This is a genomic window from Acinetobacter sp. WU_MDCI_Abxe161 (assembly GCF_025514355.1).
In the GTDB taxonomy this organism is placed as follows: Bacteria; Pseudomonadota; Gammaproteobacteria; order Pseudomonadales; family Moraxellaceae; genus Acinetobacter; species Acinetobacter pittii_E.
In genome coordinates, this window is sequence record NZ_JAHPTU010000009.1 from 54,681 (window position 1) to 72,223 (window position 17,543).

Consider the following 17,543-nt stretch of genomic DNA (forward strand, 5'->3'; position numbering starts at 1 on the left):
AAAAATGCGCCTTTTGGCGCATTTTTTGTTTAAAAACTATAATCCTTGAAGCTTTAAACGGTTTGCGTGTTGACGGTAAACCGAGACAGGATCGGAAGCAAAAATAGAACGTACCCCAAGTACTTGGTTCACTTCATCTAAATGATTCCAGTTGTAATCATCACGAATTGTTTTACCAAATTTGGCACTGCATCGGGAAACAAGTCCATCATTATCACCAAATGGATCGACTACTAAACCACTGCCAGTAAGCGCAATATCAAATGGGTCTAATGGGTTGGTGAGAGCTTTATTTCCTGAGAAAGAATACATATAGATACCTTTCTCTTGATATGCTCCTTCACCACAAGAAGTGCTCGGTATACCCATTGGGAACTGAGCATTAAATTTTGCAGAACCTTGCGTAGATAAGCTATGAGCTCCGGCTAAAGAATCGTGCGGATAGCTTGTCGGATCTAGGCCTCCTGCCCAAGTAATTGCTGCTGAAAACCAGTTTACTAGTGTTGCCAGTCCAGATAGAGGAGTACCCTCGACATTCAGGATGACATCTGCCATTGGTGAGCCCTTATGAGGTGCACCAATTGTGGTGAGTGAGGCAACTTTTTCTGGCATGATACCGGCCACATAGCGAATTGTCGGGCCCCCATGGCTATGACCGATTAAGTTGACTTTAGGTTTGCCAGTAATGGCAATGATTTCTTCTACTTGCTGGGCAAGTTGTTCTCCACGCACTTCTGTTGAGTTAAACGGGGATACTCTTGTCGCCCAAACATTTCCTCCATTACGAGCAAGGTCTGGAAGGATTTGGTACCAGTAATCGAGACCAAGGGTATCTGTTCCAACTCGGTTAAAACCTGCCATACCATGGTTAAAAACCATTGGATATTTGGTTTGTGCGTAAGATGAATAAACGAACGAGTTTTTAACTTGTTCAGCATTTGTGGCATGGGCCGCCGAAATACTCAGTCCTGAGAGCATTGCAGCGCAAAAAAACATTAACTTCCTTTTCATTTTTTACTCACTATTTTTATTTTGTATGAAAAGCAGCTTCTTACTGCTAGTGAATGTTTAGCCTATTCCTAAAAGAAAAGGCTCAATAATTAAATGGCAGTTCACCTCCCTGATCATGGACCGTCTCAAAAGTTCGAAGTCTTAATTGTTCTTGTGATGAGTTAAATTGTTGTTGGCGTAATTGTTGTATGGCTTGATTTTTAGCACTATCACTCATATTGCTTTTAATAATTTCATCTCGTCCACTCAAGTAACTTGTGACTCTCTGCTGCCAAGCACTACGCTGTGTATCTAAAGTTTCTAGCCTTTGAGTTGCTTCAGCTCCGACGAGTGCTGTACGCATTTGTCTAAGTTCTTCTGCTGAACCATGACGAGCTTTAATTCGTTTGGTCAGTGTATGTAAATCATCAAGTTTAGAGAGCTCTTGCAAGTTCTGTTGCCAGTCTTCTGGTAGTTGTTCAAAGCGTTCTTTGAGTTTTTGTGCCTTTTCAATTTCGCTTAAAGACGAGTCCTCAAGTATTTGCATACGGTCAAGCGTGTAGTTCTGATAGATATCTTCGGTTGAGAAAAGCCCTTCAATTTCTGTGACGGAAAAGAAACGTTTTCTTAAATCTTGAATTGAATTAAAAATCTTTTGAAAATAATTTTTATCTTGTTGTTTTGATGGAGGCGTTTGAATTTGAGCCAGTTGTTCGCGATATTTTAAGTAGCGGGCCCATAAATCTATAATCTGTGAGCGAGCGGGCTCAGAATATTTTCCTTGAATAAATTTCTCAAAGTGATTTTTGATTTGCTCTAAATCATTTTCTCCATATTGGGTAATAAAATACTCAAAGCAGTCGCGTGTTTGACTATTCACGACCAAATGTTGGGAACTATCAATTTTTAACTGACAGTTCACTTCGGTATCTTGCTGACTTTTACTATGGTAAGCATCTGCATTTAGCGTTGAGTTCAAAGAGATTTGAGGCGTAGATGCTAAGCTTTTAGCTTCATCCTGATTTAGTTGAGTTGATGTATTTTTTGAATCAGGACTTAACCAATATACACATGCAATGAGGCTCAAAATAAAAAATCCGAGCACGCACCACAATACCTTCTTCTGCATTCCTTGCATAAAGATATCTTCCTTAAGTTTTAATTTGTTGTTTTTTTACTCGATCATTAATGTGCCACAAAATAAGTGAAAAGGCACCTAAATATTGTGAAAATATCTTGCCGAATTTGCTAACATGTCGGCACTTTTTTCTAGCTTTGTGTTCCAGTAAAAATGACGACAAAAAATCAAAAAATTTCTCGTCGCCATATCAGTGGTGTATTTCTATTAAATAAACCATTAGGCTTAAGTTCAAATGCGGCTTTGCAAAAAGTGCGTTGGTTATATCGCGCCCAAAAAGCAGGTCATACTGGAGCTTTAGACCCATTGGCAACAGGTTTGCTCCCGATTTGTTTGGGAGAAGCGACCAAGTTTTCACATTATTTGCTGGACTCCACAAAGCGCTATCAAACCACTGTTCGATTAGGGCAGACCACAACAACAGGTGATGTGGAAGGGGATATTTTACAAGAACGTTCTGTCCCTGTTCTTAACCAAGAGTTTATTGAACAAACCTTAGAGAAATTTAGAGGTGATATTCAACAAGTTCCGCCCATGTATTCGGCTTTGAAAAAAGAAGGCAAACCCTTATATGAGCTTGCCCGAAAAGGTATTGAGATTGAGCGTGAAGCTCGCCCAGTTACAATTTATGCTTTAGAGCTCTTAGAATTTACCGAAAATACGATCACTCTGGATGTAACCTGCTCTAAAGGGACATACATCCGTGTACTCGGTGAAGATATTGGTGAGGCTCTTGGCTGTGGTGGGCATTTAACGATGCTAAACCGGACTCAAACAGGACATTTTGAGCTTATTCCGAGTTATACCATTGAATATCTGGAAAGCTTAACAGAAGAGCAAAGAGAAGCTTTGCTACTTCCAGTTTATGCTCCAGTTGACCATTTCCTAAAAATTCAAGTTCCAGAAGGACGTGAAAAATATTTTTGCAACGGTTTAGAAAGCAATATTGAGCATTCTGCAGAAGCAGAAGTTTTGGTGTTTTCGGGTGAGCGCTGTTTAGGCTTAGCTGAGATTACCGATAAAAAACGGTTGGTACCTAAGCGTATCTTAAATTTGTAGTAGATGTAGAGTATAGAGCATGGGCATGGAATGGGATGTTATCCTTAGTTTGATCTTTTTTGCGTTTACTGCGGGAGCAATTGATGCTGCTGTAGGCGGCGGCGGACTCATCCAGATTCCCGGTATCATGAGTACTTTTCCGAACATGCAGACTGCAACGGTTATTGGTACAAATAAATTATCTTCAATCTTTGGTACTGCATCTGCAGCTTATACTTTTGCAAAAAGAGTAAAGTTGCAATGGAAGCTTTTAGCCGTTATTGCCATTTGTGCATTGATTAGTTCTTTTGCTGGTGCGGCTTGTTTGTCACTTATTCCCCAATCGGTATTACGTCCTTTTGTGTTTGTAATGTTGATTGTAATAGCCATCTATACCTTAATTAAAAAGAACTTTGGTCAAGTCCATACAGAGCAAAAAATTACCAACAAAATGCTAATTTTGGCTGCTATTGGTAGTTTGGCGATTGGTTTTTATGACGGTATTTTTGGGCCGGGTACCGGTAGCTTCTTTATCTTTTTCTTTATCCGTTTTTTACAAGTTGATTTTTTACATGCCTCAGCTTTGTCTAAAATTGGTAATTTTATGACGAACTTGGCTGCATTGAGTTTCTTCATTCCAACAGGTCACGCTATTTTGCATATTGGTTTGATGATGGCGGTAGCTAACGTGCTTGGTTCTATTGTTGGGGTGCGTACCGCGCTTAAATACGGTAGTGGTTTTGTCCGTATTATCTTTTTAATTTTAGTCAGTATTCTAATTTGCCGTTTGGGTTATCAAATGTTTGTTACAGGCTAAATAAGATAAAAAAGTATGAGCTGATCTTAAGGAGCGGTTCATACTTTTTATGTATCCTTCCTCATTGAAAATATAAAAATCATTACAGAAACTTACTAGAAAGAAAACTGTGTAAAAAATAGTCTCATTTTAAGCTACTTAAATAATATAAATTTCAACGTATGATAAACCTTGAAATAAAAAAGATTTTTTAGCTAAAAATGAGGAAGAGAATGAATATTTTCGAAGCATTAAGAGAAAGCCATGAAAATCAACGAAACCTTTCTGAGCAATTAATCCAGACACATGGTTTAACCGAAGAACGAAAAGAATTATTTGATGCATTAAAAAATGAACTTTATGCCCATTCAGTTGCCGAAGACCGTTATCTCTATATTCCTTTAATGTTTGATGATGTGGGTTTAGATATTACGAGACATGCTTTATCCGAACATCATGAAATGGATGAGTTGGTTGAACAGCTTGAAAAAACCGATATGAGTAGCCCTAGCTGGTTAGCAACCGCAAAACAGTTGAGTGAAAAAGTCCATCACCATTTAAAAGAAGAAGAGCATAAGTTTTTCCAGCAAGCTGGAAAAATTCTGAAAGACAGTGAAAAAGAAACGCTGGGTAATAAATATTTAAAGGAATATAAAAAGTATAAGAAGCAGCAGTAGAGCAAACCTACGCAGCTTTTCTAGTACTTCTTAAAGTAACCCCAATTGAGGCCAACATTACACAAGCCAAAGCCACCCATTGCAGCGTGCTGATTTCTTCGTGAAGTAATAAGAAACCCGTTAATGCTGCCAATGCTGGTGCTAAACTCGTTAGAGTACCGTAAGTTAATTTATTGAGTTGTTTGAGTGCCATTAAGTCGAGTGCATAGGGAATAGCAGTCGCTAAAACCGCAATAAGTAATGCTTTACCCCAGTACTGGGTCTCAAGTAATGCAGGAGCATTATGCCAGATCCCAATTGGTAGTAATGCAAGTGCAGATACGCCAATTCCAATTGTTAATGCATGCATCCCTATATTTTGAGTCACAACTTTATGGCCGAAATAAATATAGAAGGCCCAGCAAAGCCCTGCTCCTAGGGCACAAGCTGCACCTAAATACGAGAAATGGTGTTGAACTGGGTTTTGCCAAGGTACCATAAGTGCGATGCCTAACATGGCAAGTGCTACCCAAATGTAGTCACTCTTTTGTTTAATAGAAAGAAGCGCAAGGCCTAATGGACCAATAAACTCTAAGCCAACAGCAATACCTTGGGGTAATTTTCCAAGCGAAGTATAAAATAGGATATTCATTAACCCTAAAGATGCGCAGTACATCAACAAATCACGCCATTTTAAGTAGGGTAAGCGTGACCAGATTTTCCATGAACGAAACATGACGGCAACAATAACTGCTGCAAAACAGAGTCTTAAAATTGTGACAGTGAGCGGGTCTAATGTAGCAATGAGCTGCTTGGCAAATGAAGCGCTGATTTGATAAGAAACCATCGACAAAATCATATACAGCACAGCAATAATTGGAAGATTTTGCATGGAAAAACCTTAGCGCTTCATTTGATATTTAAAAAATAATAGGAGTCAATTATAACGAATACTGAGTTTTAACTGGCAAAGATCATTAAATTAACTTGCCGTTTTTTCACGTTCTTGGCGAGCTTTTTGGGTGGTTATGGTACAACCAACAGAAGCGGTAATAATGGTTGCAAGGGCTAGCCATTGGTTCCATAACAGATATTCGCCTAAAAAGATAAAACCAGATAGCGCTGCAACTGCGGGTTCTAGGCTCATCAATGTTCCAAAGCTTAAAGGCGTCAAATTGCGCAGCGCCAACATTTCTAATGAGAACGGAAGTGCACTGGCTAAAATGGCTAAACCGATAAAATAAAAAAGATAGGGAAGTTCTATCACTTGCCCAATTGAACCTGAGAACAGAGTAATGGGTAATAAGATACATGCACCCACACTCATTCCTAAACACACCGTGTGATTACCAGAAATACCTGAAGGTTTCTGCCCAGCAATAATATAAAGCGCCCAACAAGCGCCTGCGCTAACAGCAAATAAGACCCCAATCCAATCTAAACTATGGGCCTGATTGAAAGGGAAAAGTAAAATCAGCCCAATAATTGCGAAGCTCACCCAAACAAAATCATATTTTTGGCGTGCGTGGTATAACGCCACACTTAAAGGACCAATAAACTCAAAAGCAACCGCGATCCCAATTGGTAAGCGTTCGATCGACAGATAAAACAGTGCGTTCATTCCTGCCAGCGCAAATCCATAAGCCAAGATAGCTTTCCAGCGAACCTGACTAAAATTAATTCGCCAAATTTGGAAAATAATGGCAAGAATAATTGCACCTAGACATAAGCGCATTGCAGAGACAGTGAGCACAGGAAAGTTCTGAAACAGAATTTTTGCTAAAGATGCACTGCTTTGTACGCTTAACATAGCGAGAATGAGAAAGCCCAAAGCATGCAGCTGAGATTTCTGGTTCGAACTGGACATTTTATTATTTGATCGATTGGTATACTTTTCACATGATAATGTAAATGCCCATAAAAAAGCCACAGACAAAGCTGTGGCTTTTAAATTTACAGTTCGTATTAGAACAATACGCGCACGCGAATTGTACCTTCAACTTCATGCAACATATCTAAAGCTTCGTGAGAAGCAGAAGCGTCAACGTCCATGACGAGGTAACCGATGTCGCCTTTAGTCATAAGTGACTGACCAGAAATGTTGATACCTTGTTCAGCAAACAAGTTGTTGATTTTAGACAATACACCTGGCACGTTTTTGTGGATGTGCAATAAACGGTGTTGGCCAGCTGTCAATGGTAATGCGATTTCTGGGAAGTTAACCGCAGAAAGTGTCATACCTTTATCAGAGTAAGCAACAAATTTCTCTGCAACTTCTAAACCGATGTTTGCTTGCGCTTCCATGGTTGAACCACCAACGTGAGGAGTTAAAATCACGTTGTCTAAGCCGCGAAGTGGAGACTGGAATTCTTCACCGTTTGCTTTTGGCTCTTTCGGGAATACGTCAACTGCTGCACCAGCAATATGACCAGATTTGATTGCATCAGCTAAATCTTCAATCACTACACATGTACCACGTGCAGCATTTAAGAAAATCGCGCCTTCTTTCATTTTCGCAAATTGTTCTTTAGTGAAGAAGTTGCGTGTAGATGGAACATCTGGCACATGTAAAGTCACAACATCTGCAGTTGCTAAAAGCTCATCTAAAGAACCAACTTGGCGAGCATTACCCATTGGTAATTTAGTTACTGCATCATAATAAATGACATGCATACCCATGCTTTCAGCAAGAACTGAAAGTTGAGAACCGATGGAACCGTAACCCACAATACCTAAAGTTTTGCCACGAGTTTCAAAAGAACCGACAGCAGACTTGTCCCAACCACCACGATGACAAGCTGCCGATTTTTCAGGAACACGGCGAAGAAGAAGAATCGTTTGGGCAAGTACAAGCTCTGCAACCGAACGCGTATTTGAATACGGTGCGTTAAATACAGGAATACCACGTGCCATTGCTGCTTTAAGATCAACTTGGTTTGTTCCGATACAGAAACAACCTACTGCGATCAATTTATTTGCAGCTTCGAAAACTTCTTCAGTCAATTGGGTACGCGAACGAATACCAATAAAGTGAGCATCTTTAATTGCTTCTTTAAGCGCTTCGCCTTCAAGAGCAGTTTTGCGATAGTCAATATTGGTGTAACCCGCAGCGTTTAAAGTATCGACTGCGTTTTGGTGAACGCCTTCTAACAAAAGGAAACGGATTTTATCTTTAGGTAGTGAAAGATGTTGGCTCATTACGGCTCCGCTACAAAGGCCAAATTTGGTGGCGGTATAATAACATACTGGGCAGCGCTATAGATATTTCGTTTATACCATCGCCTTATGGCAATTTTATCTATGTCTAATCACTTCTGTTTATGGCTTGTCGAGCATTTAAAAATATGCTTTGGTTGTTATTTAAATGCGATTTTTCTCTGAAAGCCCCATAGAAAGTATTTATTTACGTTAAACATGTTTTGTAGTGACAGTATCTCTATTCTGAACTTTATCGCTTGCGCGGATACATGTAGAATATAGGAGTTCCTTGAACATTATGGCTTTGCTCAAGTGAGAACCTTGAGAAATATGAGGTCATAGTCCCACCACAGTTTACTTCTTGCTAGGTCTGCAAACGATGAATGCTCCAGTCGCTTTAACACCTGAGTTACTCACCCAATTAACAGCAATCGTCGGTGAAAACCGTATTAAAACCGATGCTGATAGTCTCGAAAACTGGGGTAAAGATCATACCAAGCATTTTAATCCGAACCCATCGGTCATCGTTTTTCCATCAACGACTGAACAAGTTCAGGCAGTTGTAAAGCTTGCGAACCAATTTAATATCGCAATTACACCATCAGGTGGTCGAACTGGTCTCTCTGCTGGTGCGGTAGCAACCAATGGTGAAATTGTCATTAGCATGGACAAAATGAACCAAATTCTTGAGTTCTTCCCGGCAGATCGTATGGTTCGAGTGCAAGCTGGTGTTGTGACTGAGCAATTGCAGAATTATGCAGAAGAACAAGGCATGTATTATCCAGTGGATTTTGCATCAGCAGGTTCTAGTCAGATTGGCGGTAATATTGGTACTAATGCTGGTGGTATTAAAGTTATTAAATATGGCATGACACGTAACTGGGTGCTTGGCTTAACCGTAGTGACTGGTAAAGGCGATATTCTACGTTTAAACAAAGGCATGGTTAAAAATGCAACTGGTTATGCATTACAGCATTTGTTTATTGGTGGGGAAGGTACATTAGGTTTAGTGACTGAAGCAGAAATTAAACTTGAGCGTCAACCACAAAACTTACAAGTTTTAGTTTTAGGTGTTCCTGACTTTGATGCAGTAATGCCTGTACTACATGCGTTCCAAAAAGATATCGATTTAACTGCATTTGAGTTCTTTGGTGAACTTGCAATGCAAAAAGTTTTAAATAATGGTCATGTACAACGTCCATTCGAAACTGAATGCCCGTTTTATGTATTGCTTGAGTTTGAAGCACCATACGAGCCGATTATCGATAAAGCAATGGAGATTTTCGAGCATTGTATGGAGCAGGGTTGGGTACTTGATGGTGTAATGAGCCAGAGTCTTGACCAAGTAGAAAGTTTATGGCGTTTACGCGAAGATATTTCTGAATCTATCGCGCCGTTTATTCCATACAAAAATGATATTTCAGTGTTAATTACTCACGTGCCTGCATTTATTCGTGAGATTGATGCGATTGTTCAAGAAAACTATCCAGACTTTGAAATTTGCTGGTTCGGTCATATCGGTGACGGTAACTTGCACTTAAATATTTTAAAACCTGAAAACTTAACCAAAGATGAGTTCTTTGCGAAGTGTCAGGTGGTAAATAAATATGTGTTCGATACCGTTAAAAAATACGACGGTTCAATCTCTGCTGAACATGGTGTCGGTATGACGAAAAAGCCATATTTGGAATATTCACGTTCGCCTGAAGAAATTGAATATATGAAAGCTTTGAAAAAAGTATTTGACCCGAATGGTTTGATGAATCCGGGTAAATTATTTGATCTTTAAGTTAGATCTATTTTGTAGAGCTACATAGTTTCTACAGAGTAACCGACAAAGCCATAGCATCATAAAGCTATGGCTTTTGTTTTTTGGTGATAAAAATGCAACGTTTATTTTTAATTTCAGCGCTTTGTGCGGGACTTTTTACTGGCTGTGCGACCACCAGTAAATTAATTCCTTTTGTGGCTTCTGAAACCCCAATGCAACAAGTACTTAAAGCTCAACCAGAGATCGTAAAAGAGCATAACAATACCTCAGTTCAGCAAGTATTTAACCGAGTAGAATCTCCAACAGTTTCCCGTATTACCGTGATTCAAACTGGTTTAATGGATGATTCTGTTTCTGCAATCCGAACAGAATATTCATTTAAATTGATTGATGAAAAGTGGCAATTACAAAATAAACAAAAGAGCTATCAATGCGCGAGAGGGAAAGGCTCTAGAGGCTTTCAAACGCAGCTTTGTTCTTAAAAATAAAAAAGACGATAAATATATCGTCTTTTTTTATGGTCTAAATAAATTATACGCCGCTTTCTAAAATTTTAATTTTGACATCAACAACATCATCTTTAACTGCTGCGTGATGTGCTTGCATATGCGGAGTAGCTAAATGTGCTTCAAGGTGAGCCACACTTTCCCATTTTTCCAACATGACAATTGTGTCAGGTTCTTGAGTCTGAAAGCTCGCATTTGACTTGTGATCAACTAAAGGTTCATAACCATGGCAACCATCTTCTGCTAAAACAGTGGGAATGATTTTTTGAAAGGCATCCAATACATTCTGGCGATGTTGTCCGCCCGATTGAGTACGAATTTCCGCAATAATGGTTAGCATGGATTTCTCCTTATTAGGCTGCTGCAAATACAGTATTTAAGTGTGCTTTATATTCTTCAATATAACTATCAACGTCAGGCATTTTAATCACGTCGTTTACAATAAAAGTAGGTAATGTAGTCATGCCTAAGAATTGATTGGCCTTATGAAATGGTAAATAAACGCCGTCTACCCCTATGCCATGGAAGAACTGATCTGCATCGTCAAATGCTTCCATCGGTGCATTCCAGGTGAGTGATAGCATATATTTTTTGTCATGAATTAAACCACCTGAACCATATTTTTTTGAGGCATCAGAACGGCTACGACCATCACTTGCATAAAGGGAACCATGGCCTGTGGTAAACACATCATCAATATATTTTTTGACTGTCCAAGGTGCACCCATCCACCAGCCTGGCATTTGATAGATAACTACATCTGCCCACAAGTATTTTTCAACTTCACTTTCAGCATCATAATTGCTGTCTGCACGGGTGACTTGAACTTCGTGTCCGAGTTCCGTGAGATGTGTAGTTGCGAGGGTGGTTAATGTGTCATTTAATTCACCGTTTGAATGGGCAAATTGTTTAGCGCCATTAATCACTAAAATCTTACTCATGGAGGTTGCTCTCATTAAATTCCTGTATTTGAGACATACTCTATGGGATTTACTGTTGTAGAAAAATGCATGAATTGGAAAAATATTATTGATTAAAAATCAATAATTACTAAGATTTTTCTTTTTAAAAACTTCCTATCTCATTCATATCATTAATCTTATGGATGTTTACAAAGTTCAAAGGAAAAAACAGCTTATTCGTTTTAGCATTAATTCTGAGTAAATAGAGGGGAAGGATAATGAAAAAAAATTGTTTGTTGATTATTTTCAGCTTAGGCATATTAACGGCTTGTGTTCCGCCTCAAAATTCTTCGACTCAACTTGCTGATAGTCCGATACAGGCCGTATTACTTGATCAACCAGATCTTTTAAATGATGCAAGCAATTTAGATATTTCGCAGCAAATGAATGCTGCAGATGATCCTTCCAATGCGCAAGTTACTATTTTACAAACAGAGCCTAGTCCAGATGCTGTCTCGAAAACACGTACTGAATATTTATTAAAACGAGATCAGCAAGTTTGGAAAATTGTGAATAAAAAGCAAAGCTATCAATGTACAAAAGGGGAGGAAACCACAGACTTTCAAGTTAATCCTTGTCCTTAATGTTTAATTTTTATCGAAAATGTGGATAACTTTGATTTTGTACACAACAGAGATTTTTAGTTTTTTTAGGGCAAAAACTGAAATTTGAATTTCTTGAAATTGCATGATTGCTGATCAATTTAAAAAATGCTATTGTTGCGCTCGGCAATTGTGCCGATTGGTAAAAATTACCGAATCTCACGTCATATATTTTTTTCTCGTTTTAGACACCTTGTGAATACGGTGTTTCACATTCTAAACATGCACTCTCACGGCATATAACAACTTAACTAAAGATTGATTGACCATACATGTCATCGTCATGACTACATCTTATTTTGTAGATAGTCATAGAGACATATGGCCGCTATTTTGAAGTGTACAACTCATGAAAAATATTCAAACGACAACGTTGAACCGTACAACGTTGATGTTTCCTTTAGCCTTAGTGCTATTTGAATTTGCGGTTTATATTGGTAATGACTTGATTCAGCCAGCCATGTTGGCAATTACTGAAGATTTTGGGGTGAGTGCAACTTGGGCACCCTCTTCAATGTCATTTTATTTATTAGGCGGCGCTACAGTTGCATGGTTGCTTGGGCCTTTGTCGGACCGGCTCGGACGTAAAAAAGTACTATTAGCAGGAGTTTTATTCTTTGCACTATGCTGTTTTTTAATTTTACTGACGACGCAAATCGAGCAATTTCTAGCTTTAAGATTTTTGCAGGGAATTGGCTTAACCGTAATTTCAGCCGTTGGTTATGCGGCCATTCAAGAAAGTTTTGCTGAGCGTGATGCGATTAAAGTCATGGCACTCATGGCGAATATCTCATTACTTGCGCCCTTGCTCGGACCTGTACTTGGAGCTTTTTTAATTGATTATGTGTCTTGGCATTGGGGCTTTGTCGCCATTGCTGTATTGGCATTACTCAGTTGGATCGGTTTGAAAAAACAGATGCCAAGCCAGCAAGCGAGTGTAACTAAGCAACCCTTTAGTTATCTTTTTGATGACTTTAAGAAGGTGTTTACCAACCGTCGTTTTTTGGGTCTAAGCCTTGCATTGCCCTTAGTGGGCATGCCTTTAATGCTATGGATTGCTTTATCACCCATCATTTTAGTTGATGAGTTGAAGCTTACCAGTGTGCAATATGGTTTAGCTCAATTCCCCGTATTTTTGGGCTTGATTGTCGGCAACATCGTCTTAATTAAAATTATTGACCGTTTGGCTTTAGGTAGAACGGTCATGATGGGTTTGCCCATTATGCTGTTGGGTACACTCATTTTAATCTTAGGCGTGGTATGGCAAACCTATCTCATACCTTGTTTGCTTACAGGTATGACTCTGATTTGTTTTGGTGAAGGGATTAGTTTCTCAGTCTTATATCGTTTTGCACTCATGTCATCTGAAGTATCAAAAGGAACGGTTGCTGCAGCAGTTTCGATGTTGCTGATGATGAGTTTCTTTGCAATGATTGAGCTAGTACGTTACCTCTATACACAATTTCATTTATGGGCTTTTGCATTATCTGCATTTACCTTTATTGCTCTTTGGTTTAGCCAACCGCGAATTGCTCTAAAGCAGGAAATGCAAGAAAGAAAACTCGAAGGACATGATTAAATTAAAAATACCGGAATCAATATTCCGGTATTTTTTTGTTTTAGGTCATTTCTTGTTCTAAAAGCTTGCCTTTAAGCGTTAATAGTTCAGGCAAAGTTTCTAACAATAAAGTGATTTGTTTCAAGACTAATATATATTTTTCGGAAAGGTGTTCATGTGCAGTTATGCTTTGAATTTCTTGTAAGGTTTGTTCAATAAGCTTCGGGTCGGGAAGTGACTGCTCAAGAACACTCTGGCTTATAATTTGCTGGCAGCGTAACAATAATTGCAAAATCTGCTCATCATCAATTTTTTGACGCTGACTTCCTAACGCTGCTACGTAACTCAGTTGGCTGTGGCTATAAACCAGATAACGAAAAGCATAATGGATGAGTTGAGGGTTAGGGTTCGGTTCGGCACTTAAACTCGAGATCATATTTGATAGCTCGATTTGAGCATTATGCGCAGCACGACGAATTCGGCGGTACTCTATATCCTGATTTTTTCCATATTGATATTGTTCAACAATCATATTGAAATAATCTAAGGTGGCTTTGCTACTTTTCTTAATATTGTTTGGAATATTACGGAAGTTCCAGTCGGGCCAAATGAAGTTTACGGCAAGCCATGCGATCAAACAGCCTAATAAGGTATCGATTAGGCGAGGTAAAATAATGCTGTAACCTGCACCTTTTAAGTTGAAAATGAGCAATACCATTAAGGTTGCCATCAGTGTTGCTAAGGCATATTTCTTCTGGCGTAAGTAGAAAAAGCTAACTCCACAAATAATGGTAAGAATGAGCTGGCCTTCAATACTTGGAACAAAATATAAAATTGGTATACCTAATAAAACGCCGAGTAGGGTGCCAATAGTTCTTAGTTTAAGACGGCTTTTAGTCGCAAAATAAGTAATCTGACAGACAAATAAGCTAGTGAGCAAAATCCAATAACCATGCTGCGCAAAGGGTAATAACGAAATCGCATAACCTGCCGCAAAAACCACAGCAATTCGTACGGCATGTCTAAACAGGGCTGACTGCGGTGTAAGTTGTTGCCGAATTTTTAAGATAAGATCTGAAAATCCTTGAATATCATCATCAAGTAAATTTAAGTGCTCTTGTCTTGTGTGTGTGCTATTTTCAGGGATGGGTTGTGCATATTGCAGTTGTTCAAACTGTTCATGCATTCCTTTTAAATTATCAAAAATAAGTTTTAAATTTTTAACTTCAAAATTTTGCGGATGTTGTTGTATCCAGTCTTTTAAAGAACTTTCCAAATGTCCTAATACGGTCTGACTTTCTTGCGAAGGCTGAAATGGCTGGTTATATAAAATACATTGAGCTAATTTTTGGCATGCTTGCGCTTGTAGTCGTAGGTTTTTTTGGAAACGGAAAATAAGATCACTGCGGCTAAAATTCTGTTGAATATGTTCGTAATGTAAATAATTTGAAGTTGCTTGCTCGTGAATATCACGGGCGAAAAAATAAAGGTTTAGCCAATAGATACTTCTATTACTCACCCTCGAAGCTTTCAATCGAGTAAGTAGGGAACTGCGGATTTGATTCAGGCTTTGGGCAACTTGCGTATTTTGTAAGGATAGTTCATATAAAAGCTGTTCTACATTCTCTTTATTGTCAGGATCAAACAAACGTGCTTTAGCTTGCAGTAGTGCAGAAATTTCTTGAAAGATTTGTGAGAGTTTGTCTTGTAAGGGAAGGGTAGGTTTAATAATAAAAAATAAAATAGAAGTTAAACCGTACCAGAGAGCACCATACACAAAATAGGTAGGTTGTTGATACCAATGTACATATTCACCTACCCCGAACATGCTATAAATTGAGAGCAAAATTGTGCCAAAAGAAATCGTGGCATAACGTTGTCCTAAGGCCCCTAATAAAATAAAAAAAGCACTTGAGATTGAGAGATATAAAATAAAGAAAATTTTGTAGGGAGCTAAAAAGCCAAGGATACTGCTGACTGTAAAAAAGAGCAGGCAGACATAGGCCAAGTTACGTAATCGAATACTTAAACGATCATCAAAGTCTGTTAAAGCTGCTGCAATTGCTCCTAAAGTGACTGGAACAATTAGCTCGTTATGTCCTAACCAAAGCAAACCTAAAGTTGTGCCTGTGAGTACAATTAAAATTTGCAGGCAATAAATTAAAATAGAGTTTGTCTTAAAGCTATTAATTAATTGGGTCAGATAATTCACGGCTTTTGTTCTAACTTAGAGAATACGTGAGAAAGCAGTATGAAACTTTAAATTTTTATTACTTCAAAAATATTATTCTTTTTATCTACAAAAGTCAGTCAATTTTTAAGATTTTATTATGCTTAGACCAAGTTGTAATGATTAAAAAATTAGCAAAATTGTGGATATCTTTTTAGATACCCACAATTTAAAAAAGACATCAATTATTTAATCACGCCACACGCAATTCGTGCTCCGCCACCACCAAGAGGTTGAGGTGAGTCTGAGTAATTGTCGCCACCCGCGTGGATCATAATAGCTCGACCTTGAATGTCAGCAAGTTTTAATCGAGGTGCGATCACAGCTGTTGTTGCAACACCTGTATTATCGACTACTAAAACAGGTAGATCACCGAGATGGCCTGTAGTTGGTGTACCATGGTGAGGTGCTTGGTTCGGGTTATAGTGACTACCCGCAGCTAAAGCTGCACCAGGTTTTCCATCTTTTACAGCAGGTGCACAAGAACCATTTTCATGAATATGGAAACCACGAGTACCGCTTGGTAAGTCAGCAAGGGCTGGGGTAATAATTAAACCTTTATCGCTATCTTGGAAGCTAACCGTACCAATTTTTTTACCAATACCGTTAGCAGTTACTTCATTTACATCAACCACTTTTTTTGTATGCATTGTGGTTAATGCTTGAGCTGTGTCAGAAACAGTTTTTGTGACCGAACTACAGCCAACCGTAAAAAGAGCCGTAAGCGCGCAGACCGCTCCAATTTTATTAAACATCTGCATAATTGGATGTCCTTATAAATATGTATGATCGTTTGATTCAAACAAACGCAGGTTTAACCTACAAGTTAATTTAAATAGTTAATTTGTATCTAGAAACATTTTTAAATTAAATAGCGATATCACTCTTTATCAGTTGAAGATTCATGATCAGAATCATAAATCATAGTGGTTTTTGGCATAGGTTCTGGTTCAATCGTTTCATGTAACCATTCACGCCAAATTGCTAGCAAAATAGCCAAAATGACAGGTCCAATAAATAGACCTACCAATCCAAAACTCGCAATACCACCTAATACACCGAACATAATTAATAAGAATGGAATTTTGGTAGCACCAGAAATCACCAGTGGACGAATAACATTATCTGAACTGCTGACAATGACTACACCCCACACAACCACGCCGATTGCTTCCATGGTTTGACCTTGAGAGAACAACCATAAGCCAACGCCTAAATAAGAAATTGGAGTACCAAATGGAATTAAAGCCAATAAGAAAGTAGCAATAGTGAGTACCATAGGATTTGGTACACCTGCTACAAAGTAACTTAAACCAGCTAAAACAGCTTGAGCAATTGCAGTTAAACCCACGCCATACACGACTGCACGAGTTGTCTCAGAAATCGTATCAAGATAATGATGAATACGAGGGCCAATCACCATTTCTAAAGCTTTACTCACCTGAGATAAAATCAGTTGTCCATCACGATAGAAGAAAAATAGGCTAAATACCGCAAAGCCGAGTTTGACAACATTTTTACTAATTTCACCGAGCAACACACGACCATAACTTAAATGGCTTTGTACCCAAGCTGCGATATTTTGAATCGTGCTATTAGGATCATTATTTAATTCATTGAGTGTGCGAGAGATTTCTTTTCCTATAAAAGGAAGATTCCGAATAAAATCAGGAACACTTAAATGGCCTGAAAAAACCTGACGTTGTAAGTCAAAATATAAATTGCGACCTTCATGCTGCAAAATAAAAATAGCGCATGTAAAAGGAACACCCACAACCAAAATGACCAGACTGATCATGAGTGTTGCATTTAAAGTATTACGGCTTTCTCCAAAAAAACGTTGAATTCTTAAATAAATAGGCCAAGTCATATAAGCAATGATGGCAGCCCAAAGTACAGGAACAATAAAGTATTTCAGGATATTAAATCCTAAAAAAATTAAAATAAAAAACAGCCCAAACAATAAAACGCGCTGTAAATTAGGAGCGTATGGATGCACGAACAATATTTCTCTAATTTTCTACATAGAATAAAGTCATATTAACTGAAAAATAACCTGAGGCAAATTTTAAGGCCTTAATGTAAAGAACCTTATACA

At 38.4% G+C, this 17,543-nt stretch carries 17 protein-coding genes; 7 read left to right on the top strand and 10 right to left on the bottom strand.

Annotated features, from left to right (window positions below):
* Positions 1-36 precede the first annotated feature (36 nt).
* Positions 37-978: a lipase family alpha/beta hydrolase gene (locus tag KTI78_RS11515; protein ID WP_262446218.1), complete on the bottom strand. Its 942-nt coding sequence runs from the start codon at positions 976-978 to the stop codon at positions 37-39.
* Between the two features lie 115 nt (positions 979-1,093).
* Positions 1,094-2,128 carry a lipase secretion chaperone gene (locus KTI78_RS11520; RefSeq protein WP_262446182.1) on the bottom strand — a complete coding sequence of 345 codons (1,035 nt, stop codon included), beginning with the start codon at positions 2,126-2,128 and terminating at the stop codon, positions 1,094-1,096.
* A 153-nt stretch (positions 2,129-2,281) separates the two neighbouring features.
* On the opposite strand from KTI78_RS11520, the gene truB reads away from it, so the two are divergent.
* From truB to KTI78_RS11535, 3 genes are all read left to right on the top strand, one after another.
* Entirely contained in the window at positions 2,282-3,187 is a 906-nt protein-coding gene (gene truB / locus KTI78_RS11525; protein WP_016142907.1) for a tRNA pseudouridine(55) synthase TruB, read from the top strand.
* A 19-nt stretch (positions 3,188-3,206) separates the two neighbouring features.
* Positions 3,207-3,983 (top strand): sulfite exporter TauE/SafE family protein, encoded by a 777-nt coding sequence (locus KTI78_RS11530; RefSeq protein ID WP_004789764.1) that lies wholly within the window; start codon positions 3,207-3,209, stop codon positions 3,981-3,983.
* 212 nt (positions 3,984-4,195) lie between these two features.
* Positions 4,196-4,639 carry a hemerythrin domain-containing protein gene (locus KTI78_RS11535; protein WP_001019905.1) on the top strand — a complete coding sequence of 148 codons (444 nt, stop codon included), beginning with the start codon at positions 4,196-4,198 and terminating at the stop codon, positions 4,637-4,639.
* A 7-nt stretch (positions 4,640-4,646) separates the two neighbouring features.
* Here the strand turns inward: KTI78_RS11535 and KTI78_RS11540 are convergent, their stop codons facing one another.
* The 3 genes from KTI78_RS11540 to serA all read right to left on the bottom strand — a co-directional run bounded on the left by KTI78_RS11540 (position 4,647) and on the right by serA (position 7,816).
* The gene (locus KTI78_RS11540; RefSeq protein ID WP_057074897.1) at positions 4,647-5,510 is read right to left on the bottom strand and encodes an EamA family transporter; all 864 of its coding nucleotides are present in this window, start codon (positions 5,508-5,510) and stop codon (positions 4,647-4,649) included.
* Positions 5,511-5,600: 90 nt separating this feature from the next.
* A complete protein-coding gene (locus tag KTI78_RS11545) occupies positions 5,601-6,485 on the bottom strand; it encodes an EamA family transporter (protein ID WP_262446183.1) in 885 nt (294 codons plus the stop codon).
* Positions 6,486-6,583: 98 nt separating this feature from the next.
* Complete coding sequence (serA, locus tag KTI78_RS11550; protein WP_224992038.1) at positions 6,584-7,816, bottom strand: phosphoglycerate dehydrogenase; 1,233 nt, start codon at positions 7,814-7,816, stop codon at positions 6,584-6,586.
* A gap of 379 nt (positions 7,817-8,195) precedes the next feature.
* On the opposite strand from serA, the gene KTI78_RS11555 reads away from it, so the two are divergent.
* A complete protein-coding gene (locus KTI78_RS11555) occupies positions 8,196-9,605 on the top strand; it encodes an FAD-binding oxidoreductase (protein WP_016142911.1) in 1,410 nt (469 codons plus the stop codon).
* A gap of 95 nt (positions 9,606-9,700) precedes the next feature.
* Positions 9,701-10,069 carry a hypothetical protein gene (locus tag KTI78_RS11560; protein WP_016142912.1) on the top strand — a complete coding sequence of 123 codons (369 nt, stop codon included), beginning with the start codon at positions 9,701-9,703 and terminating at the stop codon, positions 10,067-10,069.
* Between the two features lie 49 nt (positions 10,070-10,118).
* Here the strand turns inward: KTI78_RS11560 and KTI78_RS11565 are convergent, their stop codons facing one another.
* Together KTI78_RS11565 and KTI78_RS11570 are read right to left on the bottom strand one after the other, a co-directional pair.
* Positions 10,119-10,433 (bottom strand): putative quinol monooxygenase, encoded by a 315-nt coding sequence (locus KTI78_RS11565; protein ID WP_016142913.1) that lies wholly within the window; start codon positions 10,431-10,433, stop codon positions 10,119-10,121.
* A 13-nt stretch (positions 10,434-10,446) separates the two neighbouring features.
* A complete protein-coding gene (locus KTI78_RS11570; protein WP_224992037.1) occupies positions 10,447-11,034 on the bottom strand; it encodes an NAD(P)H-dependent oxidoreductase in 588 nt (195 codons plus the stop codon).
* A 236-nt stretch (positions 11,035-11,270) separates the two neighbouring features.
* On the opposite strand from KTI78_RS11570, the gene KTI78_RS11575 reads away from it, so the two are divergent.
* A complete protein-coding gene (locus KTI78_RS11575) occupies positions 11,271-11,639 on the top strand; it encodes a hypothetical protein (RefSeq protein ID WP_224992248.1) in 369 nt (122 codons plus the stop codon).
* A 367-nt stretch (positions 11,640-12,006) separates the two neighbouring features.
* Positions 12,007-13,236 (top strand): MFS transporter, encoded by a 1,230-nt coding sequence (locus KTI78_RS11580; RefSeq protein ID WP_262446184.1) that lies wholly within the window; start codon positions 12,007-12,009, stop codon positions 13,234-13,236.
* A 40-nt stretch (positions 13,237-13,276) separates the two neighbouring features.
* Here KTI78_RS11580 and yccS read toward each other — a convergent pair whose 3' ends face one another.
* From yccS to KTI78_RS11595, 3 genes are all read right to left on the bottom strand, one after another.
* Complete coding sequence (gene yccS, locus KTI78_RS11585) at positions 13,277-15,427, bottom strand: YccS family putative transporter (RefSeq protein ID WP_262446185.1); 2,151 nt, start codon at positions 15,425-15,427, stop codon at positions 13,277-13,279.
* Between the two features lie 203 nt (positions 15,428-15,630).
* Positions 15,631-16,200 (bottom strand): superoxide dismutase family protein, encoded by a 570-nt coding sequence (sodC, locus tag KTI78_RS11590; RefSeq protein ID WP_079284299.1) that lies wholly within the window; start codon positions 16,198-16,200, stop codon positions 15,631-15,633.
* 125 nt (positions 16,201-16,325) lie between these two features.
* Complete coding sequence (locus KTI78_RS11595; RefSeq protein ID WP_016142919.1) at positions 16,326-17,444, bottom strand: AI-2E family transporter; 1,119 nt, start codon at positions 17,442-17,444, stop codon at positions 16,326-16,328.
* Positions 17,445-17,543: the final 99 nt, after the last annotated feature.